Source organism: Pseudomonas frederiksbergensis (assembly GCF_001874645.1).
Taxonomy (GTDB): Bacteria; Pseudomonadota; Gammaproteobacteria; order Pseudomonadales; family Pseudomonadaceae; genus Aquipseudomonas; species Aquipseudomonas frederiksbergensis_B.
In genome coordinates this window covers 4,066,992-4,081,715 of the sequence record NZ_CP017886.1, presented here as the reverse complement: position 1 = coordinate 4,081,715, position 14,724 = coordinate 4,066,992, and the positions used below count along the sequence as shown (strand labels likewise).

Below are 14,724 nucleotides of genomic sequence, written 5' to 3'. Positions count from 1 at the left end.
CCCTGTAATTGATGGCCCTATTGTCGACAGCCAACCCAACATGAGACAAACTCAACCTTTTCGTGTTGAACACAAAATTTACTCATGGAGACCCCGGTGCTCGAAATCCGTCACCTGAAGACCCTGCACGCCTTGCGCGAGGCCGACAGCCTGGTCGAAGCCGCCGACCGCCTGCACCTGACCCAGTCCGCCCTGTCCCACCAGTTCAAAGAGCTGGAAGAGCGCATGGGCATGCCACTGTTCGTGCGCAAAACCAAACCGGTGCGTTTCACCAGCGCTGGCCTGCGCCTGCTGCAACTGGCCGATGCGACCCTGCCGCTGCTGCGCGGTGCCGAGCGCGACATCGCACGATTGGCCGGTGGCACCGCCGGACGGCTGCACATGGCAATCGAATGCCACAGCTGCTTTCAGTGGCTGATGCCAACCATCGACCAGTTCCGTGACGCCTGGCCGGAAGTCGAGCTGGACCTGGCGTCGGGCTTTTCCTTCGCCCCGCTGCCGGCCCTGGCCCGTGGCGACCTGGACCTGGTGGTGACATCCGACCCGTTGGAACTGGCCGGGATTACCTACGTGCCATTGTTCACCTATGAAGCAATGCTCGCGGTGGCCAACCAGCATCGGCTAGCAAGCAAGCCGTACATCGTCCCGGAAGACCTGCTCAGCGAAACCCTGATCACCTACCCGGTGGAACGGGATCGACTGGACATCTTCACCCGTTTCCTGGAACCGGCCGACATCGAACCGGCGCAGGTGCGCACGTCGGAACTGACGGTGATGATGATGCAACTGGTGGCCAGCGGTCGTGGTGTGTGTGGCATGCCGCATTGGGCGCTGCATGAGTACAGCTCACGGGGTTACGTGAAAGCCAAGCGCCTCGGCGAGAAAGGTTTGTTTGCCACGCTGTACGCCGGGATCCGCGCCGACATGCTCGATGCGCCGTACATGCGCGACTTCCTGCTGACGGCCAAGGACACCTCGTTCTCGACACTGGATGGTGTCAGCGCGGTGCGCTGAAGCCTGGTCGATTACAAATCCCCAAAAGATCGCAGCCTTCGGCAGCTCCTACATCGAGCAGTCGAATCTGTAGGAGCTGCCGAAGGCTGCGATCTTTTGGGTAAATCGCATGGGTTTCAGATCTCGCGCCACATGTGGATCTTGTCGAAGTACTCTTCGCCAACCCGCACCGCCAACGGTTCGAGCCCGAACTGCACGAAACCGCAACGCTGGTACAACGCCAATGCGGCGTCATTACCCGCGGTAACGGTCAATTGAATCAGTTTCAACCCTGGTCGGGCCCGCGCCTGAATGAAAAGCGCCTGAACCAGTTGATAGCCGAGCCCGCGCTGTCTGACCGTGTCTGACGCGTACAGGCCGAACAGCGTTGCCTTGTGCCGGGCTTTTTCCCGCGCCTCGAAGGCCAAGCCGACAATGCCCACCAGTTCGCCCTGTTCAAACGTGCCGAGCAGCACGTCCAGCGGGCTGGTCAATCGTGACTCCCACCAACTCAGCGGCATCACCGCCCGCTCGCGGACACTGGAAGTGAACGCCTGTGGATGGCGATCATAAGCCTCAAGCATCAGCGCCCGGTAAGCGAGTGCATGGCTGGCATCGAGTCGTTCGATCGTCATGGGTTTCAAGCCAAAGCCATTAGAGAGGCTCGATAAAACGGCAAGATCAGGTCCCGTGTCAATGGCGCCAGGATCACATCGACGACGTTGTGCGGATCAACCCACAGCACTTCTTCGATCTCTGCTGCCGGGGTGACAGGTTGCTGGATATTCAGCTGAAAAATCTCGGCCTCGACCACACACTCCGGCTCATTGGCGGCTGGCGCAGAAAACTGGCCCAGATAGCTCGCTTGAGTAGTGTCGATGACCAAGCCCAGTTCTTCTTCCAGCTCGCGGGCCAGCGCATCGACCGGTTGCTCACAGGCTTCAATCTTGCCACCCGGTTGCATGAAGGCCTGGGTTGCGCGCTTGCGCACCAGCAGGGTTCGGCCGTCCGGGCCGATCAGCAGGGCAGCGGCAATGCGGATAATGCGCGGTGAAACAGCGGATGAAAGCGTCATGGATCAACGATGGCCCTGGACAAAAGAGCCAAGGATCACATGAGCACAGGTTCCGCGTCACCACGAAAAGACCACCGCCGCTTCCGGCTCCTCGGGCACATGGACAAATACACTGTACTTGGCACCCTCCATGGCTTCGAAGGCGATGAGTTTTTCCACCAGCGGGCCGTTGAGCACCTTGCCGGCATTGAGCAGCAGCATGCCGTTGTCGGCATTAAGGTTGCGCGCCAGCACCATCCCGGCCACCAGATCGCGAGTGGTCAACACCTTGACCGTCGGATCGCCGAGTGTGATATCACGCAGGTACGTGGCGCAGACCTGAACGAAGTCCTCCACCAGTTCCGGGTCGTAAAGACGCCCGCTGTATTTGCGGATGAACAGCAGCGCTTCATCACTGTTCATGTGTCGCTCAAGAATCAGCCCGCGCTGCAATTCGACGAAGTCCACGGCCAGCTTCAGCAAGCGCGCCCCCAAAGGAATCGCCTCTCCCTTGAGGTGGTCGGGGAACCCGCTGCCGTCCCAGCGCTCCTGGTGGTGCAGGATCAGGCGTGCGGCATCTTTCATCGGCTCAAGGGTCATCAACAGCGATTCGCTCTGTTTCGGATAACCGCGATACAGCTCCCGTTCGGTGTGATGCAACAGGTCCGAAGGGGCCGTCATCATGCTGTCGGTCCAGCTCAGCTTGCCGATGTTGTAAAGCGCCGCCGCCATGGTCAGGTCTCGGCTGCTGGCCTCGTCCAGCCCATGGGTCTGGGAGTAGATACGCACCAGATCGATGATTTGTCGGTTGGTTTGCTTGGCGGCGGGCAGACGCAGGTTGGCCAACAGCGAAAACACCTCGGTGCCGGTGACATAGCTGTGCTTGAGCTCTTCGTAGGCCAGGTCGAGCATGTCGGCGGTCTGCTGCAGCTCGGCAGTGCGCGCCGCGACATGTTTTTCCAGGCTCGCATTGAGCTGCTTCAACTGCTCGTTCTGATCCCACACTAACTGCACCAGACGCAGCCGCTCGCGATCGGAGTGCTGATGCGCCAAGGACTGACGCAACGTCAGCAGCATTTCCTCGTCGCTCCAGGGTTTGCTGATGTAACGGTGGACCTGCCCCTCGTTGATCGCCTTGATGATTATCGACAGGTCGGCATAACCGGTCAGCAGGATGCGCACAGTGTCGGGATGCCGCTCGTGGATGTGCGCCAGCAGGGTCGCACCGTCCATGTTGGGCATGCGCGCATCGGTCATCACCAGATCAACCGGTTGCCGCCCCATGATTTCCAGCGCCTGGGCGCCAGTGGAGGCCAGCAGCACCTCATAGGGTTGACCACGCAACAGCCGGCGCAGGCTATTGAGGATTGATTCCTCATCATCGACCAGCAGCACTCGGGGTTTAAACCGCTCATCCATGGCATTACCTCAGCTGAAACAACCCCATCGTTTCGGGAGCGCCCAAGAGGATTTCCCCTGCTCCATGGGCCTGAATTACAGGCTAGACGGTTTTTCAGTACAGCTCGCAACAGATTTGCCACACAGCGGGCGGCGAACTCAAAAGCAGCGGACTATGCTCTGAGGACATGGATCCAGTATCTGCACCCGTAACACTCCGTGATCAGGAAAGGATGCCGCATGAACACAACGCAGCGAAGGGTCATCTGCAACGGTGCATTGCAATGAAGGCACCGTTTGCGCGGAACAACCGGCGGATCCTGATCGTCGATGACACCGCCTCAATCCATCAGGACTTTGCCAAGATCCTCAGCCCCCACGCGCTCGAAAACGATGCGTTGAGCAGCGCCGAAGAAGCTCTGTTCGGCACGCAAGTGGTGGCTTCGGACCTGGGTTTCGTGCTCGACAGCGCCTTTCAGGGCCTTGAAGCCTTGAACAAGGTCGAAGCCGCCCTGGCCAAGGACCTTCCCTATGCGATGGCCTTTATCGACATGCGTATGCCGCCTGGCTGGGACGGCCTGGAAACCATCGAACGGCTCTGGCAGGTCGATCCAAAGCTGCAAGTCGCACTGTGTACCGCGTATTCCGACTATTCCTGGGACGATATCGCCGAACGGCTGGAACTCGGCGATCGCCTGCTGATCCTGAAAAAACCCTTCGATGCCATCGAAATCCGTCAGATGGCCAGCACCCTGACCGTCAAATGGCAAATGACCGAAGAAGCCGCAATAAAGATGACCCTGCTGGAGCAGGCGGTCGAAGAACGAACCCGCGAGCTGTCCGACGCCAATATCATCGTGCAGAACAGCCCGACCATTTTGTACCGGCTGCGCGGCGAACCCTCATTCCCGTTGATGTACATCTCCCACAACATCACCAAGTTCGGTCACGTGGCAGCGCAATTGGTGGCATCGGCAAACTGGGCTCAGGAGCTGATTCACCCCGAGGACCAGGGCAAAGTCGACAACGCCATGGCGCGGATACTCGACCGGCACGCTGCCGGGGCGTCCATCGAGTTCCGTCTGCGAACCGGCACCGGCGACTGGCGCTGGGTCGAAAACCGCTACGTGCCGGTGCGCGACAGCGACGGACGCTTGCTGGAAGTCGAAGGCATCATCATCGACATCACCGAACGCAAGCAGGCCGAAGAGAATATCTCCCTGCTGGCCCGCACCGACGGGCTGACCGGGCTGGTCAATCACGCAACGCTCCTCGAACGTCTGCACCAGGCTTTCGCGGCCGCGCGTCGGGGTGCAGCGACATTTTCCGTGTTTTACCTGGACCTCGATCATTTCAAACGCATCAACGACACCCTTGGCCATCCCATCGGGGATTTGCTGTTGCAGGAGGTCGCCCGCCGCATCAAGGCCTGTGTCCGCGAAAACGACGTGGTGGCGCGTCCCGGTGGTGACGAGTTTGCAATCGTGCAGTTCGACGTTGGCGACCCGACACAGTCGGCGACCCTGGCGGGCAAGGTCCGTGATGAGCTGGTGCTGCCCTACACACTTGATGGCAACAATGTGCGGGTTTCCGTCAGCATCGGCATCAGCACTTACACCAATACCAGCGTGAGCGCCGAGAGTCTGTTGGCTCAAGCCGACATGGCGCTGTACCAATCCAAGGAAAAGGGCCGCAACCAGTACCACTTCCACTCCGAGGAGATCAATCAGGAAGTCCTCGACCGGGTGTCAATTGCCAACGATTTGAAACAAGCCATCGAGCGAAACCAGCTCGAACTGCACTACTTGCCCGAAGTCGACCTGAGCACCGGGAAAATCCTCGGCATGGAAGCTCAGGTTCGCTGGAGTCATCCAGAGCGAGGAATACTGGAACCCGATATGTTTCTTCCAGCAGCGGAAAAAACCGGTGTCATCATCGCGCTTGGGCACTGGTTGCTGGATCGGGCCTGTCAGCAAATGCATCAATGGCGCAACGAGGGCATGGCGCCACCGGTGATTGCGATCAAACTCTCGCTGGCCCAGCTCAAGAGTGGCCCGGACCTGATCTACGACGTGCTGCGCACCACAGCACTGTGGAATCTCCGCCTCTGTGACTTGCGCTTCGACGTCACCGAAGCGACGCTGGCGCAAACCAAATGGACCCACAACGATGTGCTGCCACGCTTGCGTGAACTGGGGGTAAAAATCGCCATCGATGACTTCGGCACCGAGTACTCCTCGTTCGATTACCTCAAGACCTATCGGGTCAATCACCTCAAGCTCGCCCAGGCCTTCATCGACACTGCCACCCGTGATCCCGCCAGCGCGACGACCCTGCGCGCGATCATCAATTTCGCCCGCGAAGTGGGAATCGGCATCATTGCCGAAGGCGTCGAGACCCAGGAACAGCGCAGCTCGCTGATCTCCACCGGCTCGCCGATGAACGCACAGGGCTACTACTTCAGCAAAGCCGTCAGCAGCCAGCAGGCCGCTGCGTTGCTGATGGCCGGCAGCATCGTGCCACCGACCTTCCCCGGCACAACGAACCCGATACTTGAAGACTCGCCCTATCCACCGGAGGACCGAGGATGAAACTATCCCTCGCCCCCACCAACCGGCGCATCCTGATCATCGATGACATGCCTTCGATCCATCAGGACTTTCGCAAGATCCTCAGCCCCGACGCGCCAAACGATCAGACGCTGGCCAGTACCGAAGAGGCGTTGTTTGGCAGCGAACGCCCCGTGCGCCCGACCTTTGACGTCGACTCCGCCTACCAGGGCCAAGAAGCGCTGGAACTGGTCAAACGCGCTCAAGCCGAAGGCCGGCCCTATGCCCTGGCGTTTACCGACATGCGCATGCCGCCGGGTTGGGACGGACTGGAAACCATTGAACGACTCTGGGAGGCCGACCCGCACCTGCAAATTGCTCTGTGCACCGCCTTCTCTGACTACACATGGGAAGCGATGGCCGAACGTCTGGCGTTCGGCGATCAGTTGCTGGTGCTGAAAAAACCTTTCGACAGCCTGGAAATCCGTCAGATGGCCAGTGCCCTGACCTGGAAATGGCAGATGGCCCAGGACGCCGCGATAAAAATGCTCAGCCTGGAGCGAACCATCGAGGACCGCGTTCAGGAGTTGCTCAAAGTCTCCCATCTACTGCAATACGACGTACTCACCGACCTGCCCAACAGCACCCTGCTGGGTGACCGGCTGACTCAGTCCCTGGCTATTTCACGGCGACACGACAAACAACTGGCGGTGATATTTCTGGGGCTGGACCGCTTCAAGCGCATCAACAACGCACTGGGCCATCCGGTGGGCGACGAAATGCTCAAACGAGTCGGCCAGAGCCTGGTGTCCACGGTGCGTGAGTCCGATTCGGTCTTTCGCTACGGTTCCGACGAGTTCGTGGTAATCCTCGCGGACATCCACCACCCCCAGCAAACCCAAGGGATTGCCGAAAAGCTGCTGAAAGCCGTCCGCACCCAGCAGCACATTGCCGGCCATGACCTGAGCGTGACCGCCAGCCTGGGCATCAGCATCTACCCGGACGACGGTTTCGATGCCGTGCCGCTCATCAAAAAAGCCGAAACCGCGATGCACAACGTCAAGGAAAGAGGCCTTAACGACTTCAGCTTTTTCATCGACGAGATGAATCAGCGCGCCCGTGAACAGCAAAGCACCGAATCCGGCATCCGCCTGGCGCTGGAACGCGACGAGTTCGTCGTGCATTACCAACCCAAACTTGATTTGCGCTCCGGCAAGGTGGTCGGTGCGGAAGCCTTGATTCGCTGGCTGAAACCCGGTCATGGCTGGGTGTATCCAACAGACTTCATCGGGGTGGCCGAAGACAGTGGGCTGATCATTCCCCTGAGCAAATGGGTGTTGACCCAGGCCTGCCGACAAGCCCACACCTGGCAGTTGGCCGGGTTACCCCCGATCAGTATGTCCGTCAACGTTTCCGCCATCGACTTCCGTCAACGCGATTTTGTCGACGGTATCGTGCAAATCCTCGAGCAGACCGGCTTTGATCCCACGCGGCTGGAACTCGAAATCACCGAAAGCGTGCTGATGCAGAACGTCGAGGCCACCGTGCAGACCTTGCACGCCATCAAGGCATTGGGCGTGCGCCTGGCAATCGATGACTTCGGCACCGGCTATTCCAGCCTGAGCTATCTGAGACGGTTCCCGGTCGATGTGCTGAAAATCGACCAGTCATTCATTCGCGGGCTGAACAGTGATAACAACGACAACGCACTGGTCAGCGCCATCATTAGCCTGGGCAAGAGCCTCAACCTCAATATCATCGCCGAAGGCGTGGAAACCCTGGAACAACTGGACTTTCTCAAGGCCCTTCAGTGTGAGGAAGGTCAGGGTTACTTTTTCAGCAAAGCCGTGCTCCCCCAGGAATTCGTACAGTTGCTCACCGACAGCCAACAGACACAGATACCACCGCGCACGTAGACCGACGCCCCAACAGTGCAGGCACCCGGTAAAGGAATCATCAGATGTCGCCCTATGGATTCACGCTGCTCACCGCACTGATGCTCGGACTCTGCCTGACGGCGAGCGCCGAGCTTTTGGACGAACCCCTCAAACCGCTGCCACCGGTACCTGCGCAAGACCCTCAGCGTGTCGAGCTGGGTCGGCAGCTGTTTAACGAAACACGGTTGTCGGTCAACAACAGCCTGTCCTGTGCCAGCTGCCATCACCTGGGAAAGGGCGGCGCCGATGACAAGCCATTTTCCATCGGTTTCAACGGCCAGCCGCTGAACATCAATACTCCCAGCGTGTTGAATGCCAGCCTGAACTTCAGACAGTTCTGGAACGGTCGCGCCGACACCCTGGAAGACCAGGTTCACGACGTGGTGCAAAGCCCTACTGGAATGGGCAGCAACTGGGAACACGTGGTGCAAACGCTGTCCACTGCCCCGGCCTACCACTCGGCGTTCGGTAACGCTTACCCCGACGGGGTGACCGCGGCCAATGTGCAAAACGCCTTGGCCACCTACGAGCGCACATTGCTCAGCACCCATTCGCGTTTCGACCAGTACCTGCAGGGCAACACCGACATTCTCAGCCTCGATGAAAATACGGTTACCAACGCTTCAAGGACTACGGCTGCATCGCCTGTCATCAAGGGGTCAACATCGGCGGCAACATGTTCCAGAAGTTCGGGGTGATGGACGATTACTTCCAGGCGCGGGGCCATCTGACTGAATCGGACCTGGGGCGTTACCTGGTGACCAACGACGAAGAGGACCGCAACGTGTTCAAGGTCCCCAGCCTGCGCAACGTCGCGGTGACCGCGCCGTACTTTCATGACGGATCGGCGAAAACCCTCGAAGAAGCCGTCGATGTGATGTTCAAGTTTCAACTGGGGCGCCCCCCTACCGAAGAAGACAAGGCCCTGATCATCACATTCCTCAGAACCCTGACTGGCGAATGGGGAGGCAAACCGTTATGAAAGTGTCCCGTCGCCTCAGCCTGCTGCTGCTCAGCGGCATGACCCTGTTGCTCGCTTCCGTACTGGTGTTCCTGTACATAAAGTCCAGCTCCGCCCCGGCCTCAAACTATCCCGACGCTCGAGACTTGATTGGCCGGATGAAGCAACTCAACGCGCAATGGGAAACCGAGATTCTCAAGGCCAGGATCGCCATCAGCCACGACTACGATCCACTGGTCGCGCCCCTGACCGAGATGACTCGCCTGTGGCAACAATTCGAGGTTATCGAACCCAGCCACGAGCGCAGTGACTCAGCCATCTGGCAGGCCCGTTATGACGCCTACCTCACTTTAATCAAGGAAAAGACCCGCCTGGTAGAGCAGTTCAAGTCCCACAATGCGGTATTGCGCAACTCCCTGGCCTTCTTGCCAGCCGCCGAAGACGACATCCAGAACCAGCTCGCCCACCTCCCGGATCACGACAAACTGCAACTGCAGAACATCGCCACCGACACTTACGACCTGTTGCTCAGCAGTCTGGAGTTCGCCCAGGTCGCCTCCGACGACAAGGCCGCCGACATTCTGGTAGGCCAGAACAAACTGGCGGTAAACAAACTGCGTCTGCCCGATGAGCTTCATGGGCAGGTGGATATGCTGAACAACCACATCGCGTTGATCCTGCGCGAACAACCGATCGTCAACCGCCTTCTGACGCGGATCGAAGCGATACCGCTGGCTGCACGCCTGGACGACATCACCGACCTGCTCAATAAAGATGAGCAACAAATCGATACGAACGAGCAGCGATATCACCTGTACATGCTGGTGTTTTCAGCGCTGCTGGTTCTTCTGCTGCTGGTTCTGACCCTCCGGCTGCTACGCAGTTTTGCGGAAATAAACCGCGTCAACAGGGACCTGCAAGCAGCCAATGAAGGCCTGGAACATCGGGTCGATGAGCGCACCCGCGAACTCAAGGACACCCAAAGCGAACTGCTCGACACCGCACGCCAGGCAGGGATGGCCGAGATCGCCACCAACGTGCTGCACAACGTTGGCAACGTGCTCAACAGCGTGAACATCTCCGCCGACCTGGTCACCCGCAAACTGCGCAACAGCAAGGCGCTGGGGTTGGGCAAGGCGATGCAACTGATCAACGAACACCAGGGCGACCTCGGCCACTTCATCACCGAAGACGAAAAGGGCAAATTGCTGCCCGGCTACCTGAATCAGCTGGTGGAGGCCATTGCCCTTGAGCAGCAGGGCATGACCGAAGAACTGGCGCAGTTGAGCAAAAGCGTCGACCACATCAAGGACATCGTTGCCACCCAACAGTCCTACGCCGGGGCCAACAGCCTGATGGAACCGCTACAGGTCAGCGAACTGCTCGAAGACGCCCTGCGCATGAACTCGGGCGCCCTGACCCGCCACCACGTAACCGTGGTCAAGGACTACGCCGAGGTGCCCAAGGTCATGGGCGATAAACACCGCATGTTGCTGATTCTGATCAACCTCATCAGCAACGCCAAATACGCCATGTCCGACCTCAGCGACCGCCCGCGGGAAATGACCCTCGGAGTCAAGGTAGTCGACGACACCACGCTGCAGGTCAGCGTCAAGGACGAAGGCGAAGGCATCTCTGCCGAAAACATGACCCGGATCTTTGCCCACGGTTTCACCACGCGCAAGGAAGGTCACGGTTTTGGTCTGCACAGCTGTGCCCTCGCCGCCATCGAAATGAATGGCCATCTGACGGCCTACAGTGACGGTCCGGGCAAAGGTGCGCTGTTCACCTTGAAAATCCCCTTGAAAATCGCCGTTGGTGAAACATGAGTGAGTCATCGAACCGACGCCTTCTGCTGATCGACGACACACCGTCGATCCATGACGACTTCCGCAAGATCCTTACGCCTGTGACGCCGCAACACGGCGAACTGGACGAGATGGAGTCAGCGCTGTTCGGCACGCAAGTCAAAGCGACGAGCACCCGCTTCGAACTGGATTCGGCCTATGCTGGCCAGGAAGGCTTGAGCAAACTTGTCCAGGCCCAACACGACAATCGCCCCTACGCCCTGGCATTCGTCGACATGCGCATGCCCCAGGGCTGGGACGGTGCCGAAACCATCGAGCATTTATGGCAAGCCGATCCGCGCTTGCAGGTGGTGGTCTGTACCGCGTATTCCGACTACTCCTGGGATGAATTGCTTAATCGCTTGCAGGCCCACGACCGGCTGCTGATCCTGAAAAAACCCTTCGACCACATCGAAGTCCAACAGATGGCCAATACCTTGACCAGCAAATGGGACTTGACCGAACGTGCCAGCGCCCAAATGCATCACCTGGAGCGCCTGGTGGCGCAACGCACCGCGGAACTGCAGCAGGAAATCGACGAGCGCAAGCAACTCGAAAGCCAGTTGGTCCAGTCAGAAAAACTCGCGTCCCTGGGGCAACTGGCGGCCGGTGTCGCCCATGAGATCAACAACCCCATCGGCTTCATATCTTCGAACCTCGGCACCCTGGAGGGCTACTTCAAGCAGTTCCAGGTGGTGCTCAACGCCTATCAGAGTGCCGAAGCAGCCATTGGCTCCATTGAGCTTCTCGAGCGGCTCCAAACGTTGCGTAAAGAAGTGGAACTGGACTTCCTGCGTGAAGACACTCCGCTGCTGATCAAGGAATCCAAGGACGGCATCAACCGGGTCGGGCAAATCGTCAGGGACCTGAAGGACTTCTCACGCGTAGACGCCAGCCAGGAGTGGCAGTGGGTCAACCTGCAAGTGGGTATTGATTCGACGCTGAACATTGTCGCCAACGAACTCAAGTACAAGGCCGATGTGATCAAGCACTATCAGACGCTTCCCGAGGTCGAGTGTCTGCCCTCGCAGATCAATCAGGTGATCATGAACCTGATCGTCAACGCCGCCCAGGCCATGGGGCCCGAACGTGGGACCATTACCCTGAGTAATGGCGTTGCCGGGGAAAAAGTCTGGGTCGAAGTGGCGGACACTGGCTCCGGCATCGCGCCCGAATGCCTGCAGAAAATCTTTGATCCCTTCTTCACCACCAAACCGGTGGGCCAAGGGACTGGATTAGGCCTGTCATTGTCTTATGGCATCGTTAAAAAGCATCGCGGGGACATTACGGTGCGCAGCGAAGTCGGGGCGGGAACCACCTTTCGGATCGAACTGCCCATTCGCCAGTCAAATCTCGCAACCTGAATCCGCAGAAAAGATCGCAGCCTTCGGCACAGCGCCTACACCTATCCCTTGTAGGAGCTGCCGAAGGCTGCGATCTTTAGAAAAACCGAGTCCGAACCCAAGGAAACCGTATGAGCCTGTCACTCCTGAGCCGCTACGCCTTCTTTGCCGTCTGTGTGATCTTCACCCTCGCCAGCCTGCCGTTTCTTGAATACGACTGGCTCTGGCCAATCTCCATCGTCACTGGCCTGCTGAGCCTGGTGGGTATTTTCGACCTGCTGCAAAGCCCCCACGCGGTCCGCCGCAACTACCCGATCCTGGGCAATATCCGTTATCTGGTGGAAGGCATTCGCCCGGAAATCCGCCAATACCTGCTCGAATCCGACAGCGACGCCCTGCCCTTCTCCCGGGCCCAGCGTTCGTTGGTCTATTCGCGGGCCAAGAACGAAAGCGCCGACAAACCCTTCGGCACGCTGATCGACGTGTACCAGTCGGGTTTCGAGTTCATCGGCCATTCGATGCGCCCGGCGCCCGTGAGTGACCCAAGCAGTTTCCGGGTAATCGTTGGAGGCCCGCAGTGCAGCCGTCCGTACTCGGCGTCGGTGTTCAACATCTCGGCCATGAGCTTCGGTTCGCTGAGCGCCAACGCGATCCGCGCCCTCAACCAGGGCGCCAAACTCGGTAACTTCGCCCATGACACCGGCGAAGGCAGCATCAGCCCCTACCACCGCGAACACGGTGGCGACCTGACCTGGGAACTGGGCAGCGGCTACTTCGGCTGCCGCACCGCCGACGGTCGTTTCGACCCGGAACGCTTCGCCGCCCAGGCCCAGGACCCGCAGGTACGGATGATCGAAATCAAAATGAGCCAGGGCGCCAAACCCGGCCACGGCGGCATCCTGCCCAAACACAAAGTGACCCGGGAAATCGCCGACACTCGCGGTGTTCCGATGGGCCAGGACTGCGTGTCGCCGTCACGCCACACTGCGTTTTCCACGCCGATCGAAATGATGCACTTCATCAAGCAACTGCGTGAGCTGTCGGGTGGTAAACCGGTGGGCTTCAAGTTCTGCCTCGGCCACCCGTGGGAGTTCATGGGCATTGCCAAGGCCATGCTGGAAACCGGCATCCTGCCGGACTTCATCGTGGTCGACGGCAAGGAAGGCGGCACCGGCGCCGCCCCCGTGGAGTTCACCGACCACATCGGCGTGCCGATGCGCGAAGGCCTGCTGTTTGTGCACAACACTCTGGTGGGCCTAAACCTGCGGGACAAGATCAAACTCGGTGCCAGCGGCAAAATCGTCAGCGCCTTCGACATCGCCAGCGTCCTGGCGATTGGCGCCGACTGGGCCAACTCGGCCCGTGGTTTCATGTTCGCCATCGGCTGCATCCAGTCGCAAAGCTGCCACACCAACAAGTGCCCGACCGGCGTCGCCACTCAGGACACTCTGCGCCAACGCGCGCTGGTGGTACCGGATAAAGCCCAGCGCGTGTTCAACTTCCATCGCAGCACCCTCAAGGCCCTGGCCGAAATGCTCGCCGCTGCCGGTCTCGAACACCCGTCACAGCTGTCGGCCAAACATCTGGTACGACGCATGTCAGCCACCGAGATCAAACTGTTTTCGCAACTGCATGTGTTCCTCAAACCCGGCGAGTTGCTCACAGGTGAAGTGAATGGCGAATTCTATTCACGGATGTGGCAGATGGCGCGGGCTGACAGTTTTGAGGCCAATGAAGTGGCTGCCTGACGATAGCTTGAACGCCAATCTCGTTATGAGGTTGGCGCATTTTCCAAGGAAGAAACCATGCTGAAAGTGATTGCCCAGGATTTCATCAAACCCGAACACATCGGAACCGTACGCCCGTGGTACACCGAACTGGTGGAAAAAACACGACAGGAGCCGGATTGCATCGCCTACGACCTGTTCGTCGACCAGAAAAACCCGGGGCATTTCATCTTCGTCGAACAATGGCCGAATCAGGCCGCGCTGGATGCTCATTGCCAGTCGGAGCACTTCAGAAGGTTGGTGCCGCAAATCAACCGCTATCAGGCCAAAGATTGCATTGTTGTGCTGATGGATGAGTTCTGATCCCCATGCGAGATACAAAAAACGGGACAATTAAATACACTCAACCGCCGCGCCCCTTTCCAGCAGGCGTCTGTAGGCACCAGACGAGGCATCCGTCTACTGTCAGAAATAACAGGTAGGCCGTAGCTTCCGACGAGCAATCCCATCGCGTACCAGGGAGTTGCTCACTGGAGAGGTCAATGGCGAGTGCTATTCACGGATGTGGCAGATGGCGCGGGCTGACCGTTTTGAGGCCAATGCCGTGTAACGCATACTCGTGACCATCAGGTGGCTGGGTAGAACAGCCGCCGGTGGTTTGGCCTGCGGAGGCCCGGGTCTCATAGAGTCGAAGCTCCATGTCCCCCACGCCTTGCGCGAACACGCACTGCCAATTGCCTGGAAAATGGTTTTCATCATCCACCAGACGCGTCGATGTCACCCACCACACTCGCTTGATATCAGGCGGTACGCTAACAAGATTATCGAGAAAGACTTTATCTCGATCCTGGTAAATCAACGTGGACGCACCATAACCGTTGGGTCGGTTAGCCGTGCTGTTATCCCAAGGCGCCT

The 14,724-nt window shown here is 58.9% G+C and carries 10 protein-coding genes and 1 pseudogene; 8 read left to right on the top strand and 3 right to left on the bottom strand.

Annotated elements, in window-relative coordinates:
* Window positions 1-96: 96 nt before the first annotated feature.
* Entirely contained in the window at window positions 97-1,014 is a 918-nt protein-coding gene (gene metR / locus BLL42_RS19575; protein ID WP_071553551.1) for a transcriptional regulator MetR, read from the top strand.
* A gap of 116 nt (window positions 1,015-1,130) precedes the next feature.
* Here metR and BLL42_RS19570 read toward each other — a convergent pair whose 3' ends face one another.
* The 3 genes from BLL42_RS19570 to nosR are packed head-to-tail and all read right to left on the bottom strand — an operon-like array spanning window position 1,131 to window position 3,466.
* Entirely contained in the window at window positions 1,131-1,628 is a 498-nt protein-coding gene (locus tag BLL42_RS19570; RefSeq protein ID WP_071553550.1) for a GNAT family N-acetyltransferase, read from the bottom strand.
* A gap of 5 nt (window positions 1,629-1,633) precedes the next feature.
* Entirely contained in the window at window positions 1,634-2,068 is a 435-nt protein-coding gene (locus tag BLL42_RS19565; RefSeq protein WP_071553549.1) for an NUDIX hydrolase, read from the bottom strand.
* A gap of 57 nt (window positions 2,069-2,125) precedes the next feature.
* Window positions 2,126-3,466, bottom strand: coding sequence for a response regulator c-di-GMP phosphodiesterase, NosR family (gene nosR / locus BLL42_RS19560; RefSeq protein WP_071553548.1), 1,341 nt, complete (start codon window positions 3,464-3,466; stop codon window positions 2,126-2,128).
* A gap of 263 nt (window positions 3,467-3,729) precedes the next feature.
* Between nosR and BLL42_RS19555 the strand changes: the two genes are divergently transcribed.
* The 7 genes and pseudogenes from BLL42_RS19555 (at window position 3,730) to BLL42_RS19525 (ending at window position 14,172) form a co-directional block, all read left to right on the top strand.
* Window positions 3,730-6,036 (top strand): GGDEF/EAL domain-containing response regulator, encoded by a 2,307-nt coding sequence (locus tag BLL42_RS19555; protein WP_071555798.1) that lies wholly within the window; start codon window positions 3,730-3,732, stop codon window positions 6,034-6,036.
* On the top strand, window positions 6,033-7,910 hold the full coding sequence (locus tag BLL42_RS19550; protein ID WP_071553547.1) for a putative bifunctional diguanylate cyclase/phosphodiesterase: 1,878 nt from the start codon (window positions 6,033-6,035) through the stop codon (window positions 7,908-7,910). The genes BLL42_RS19555 and BLL42_RS19550 overlap by 4 nt, the downstream gene beginning before the upstream one ends.
* 44 nt (window positions 7,911-7,954) lie before the next feature.
* Window positions 7,955-8,913 (top strand): annotated as a pseudogene (locus tag BLL42_RS19545) (cytochrome-c peroxidase).
* On the top strand, window positions 8,910-10,721 hold the full coding sequence (locus BLL42_RS19540) for a DAHL domain-containing sensor histidine kinase (RefSeq protein WP_071553546.1): 1,812 nt from the start codon (window positions 8,910-8,912) through the stop codon (window positions 10,719-10,721). Before BLL42_RS19545 ends, BLL42_RS19540 begins: the two are co-directional and overlap by 4 nt.
* Complete coding sequence (locus tag BLL42_RS19535; RefSeq protein WP_071553545.1) at window positions 10,718-12,103, top strand: ATP-binding protein; 1,386 nt, start codon at window positions 10,718-10,720, stop codon at window positions 12,101-12,103. Before BLL42_RS19540 ends, BLL42_RS19535 begins: the two co-directional genes overlap by 4 nt.
* A 110-nt stretch (window positions 12,104-12,213) precedes the next feature.
* Window positions 12,214-13,830: an FMN-binding glutamate synthase family protein gene (locus tag BLL42_RS19530; protein ID WP_071553544.1), complete on the top strand. Its 1,617-nt coding sequence runs from the start codon at window positions 12,214-12,216 to the stop codon at window positions 13,828-13,830.
* Window positions 13,831-13,887: 57 nt separating this feature from the next.
* The gene (locus BLL42_RS19525) at window positions 13,888-14,172 is read left to right on the top strand and encodes a putative quinol monooxygenase (protein WP_071553543.1); all 285 of its coding nucleotides are present in this window, start codon (window positions 13,888-13,890) and stop codon (window positions 14,170-14,172) included.
* The last annotated feature ends 552 nt before the right edge of the window (window positions 14,173-14,724 follow it).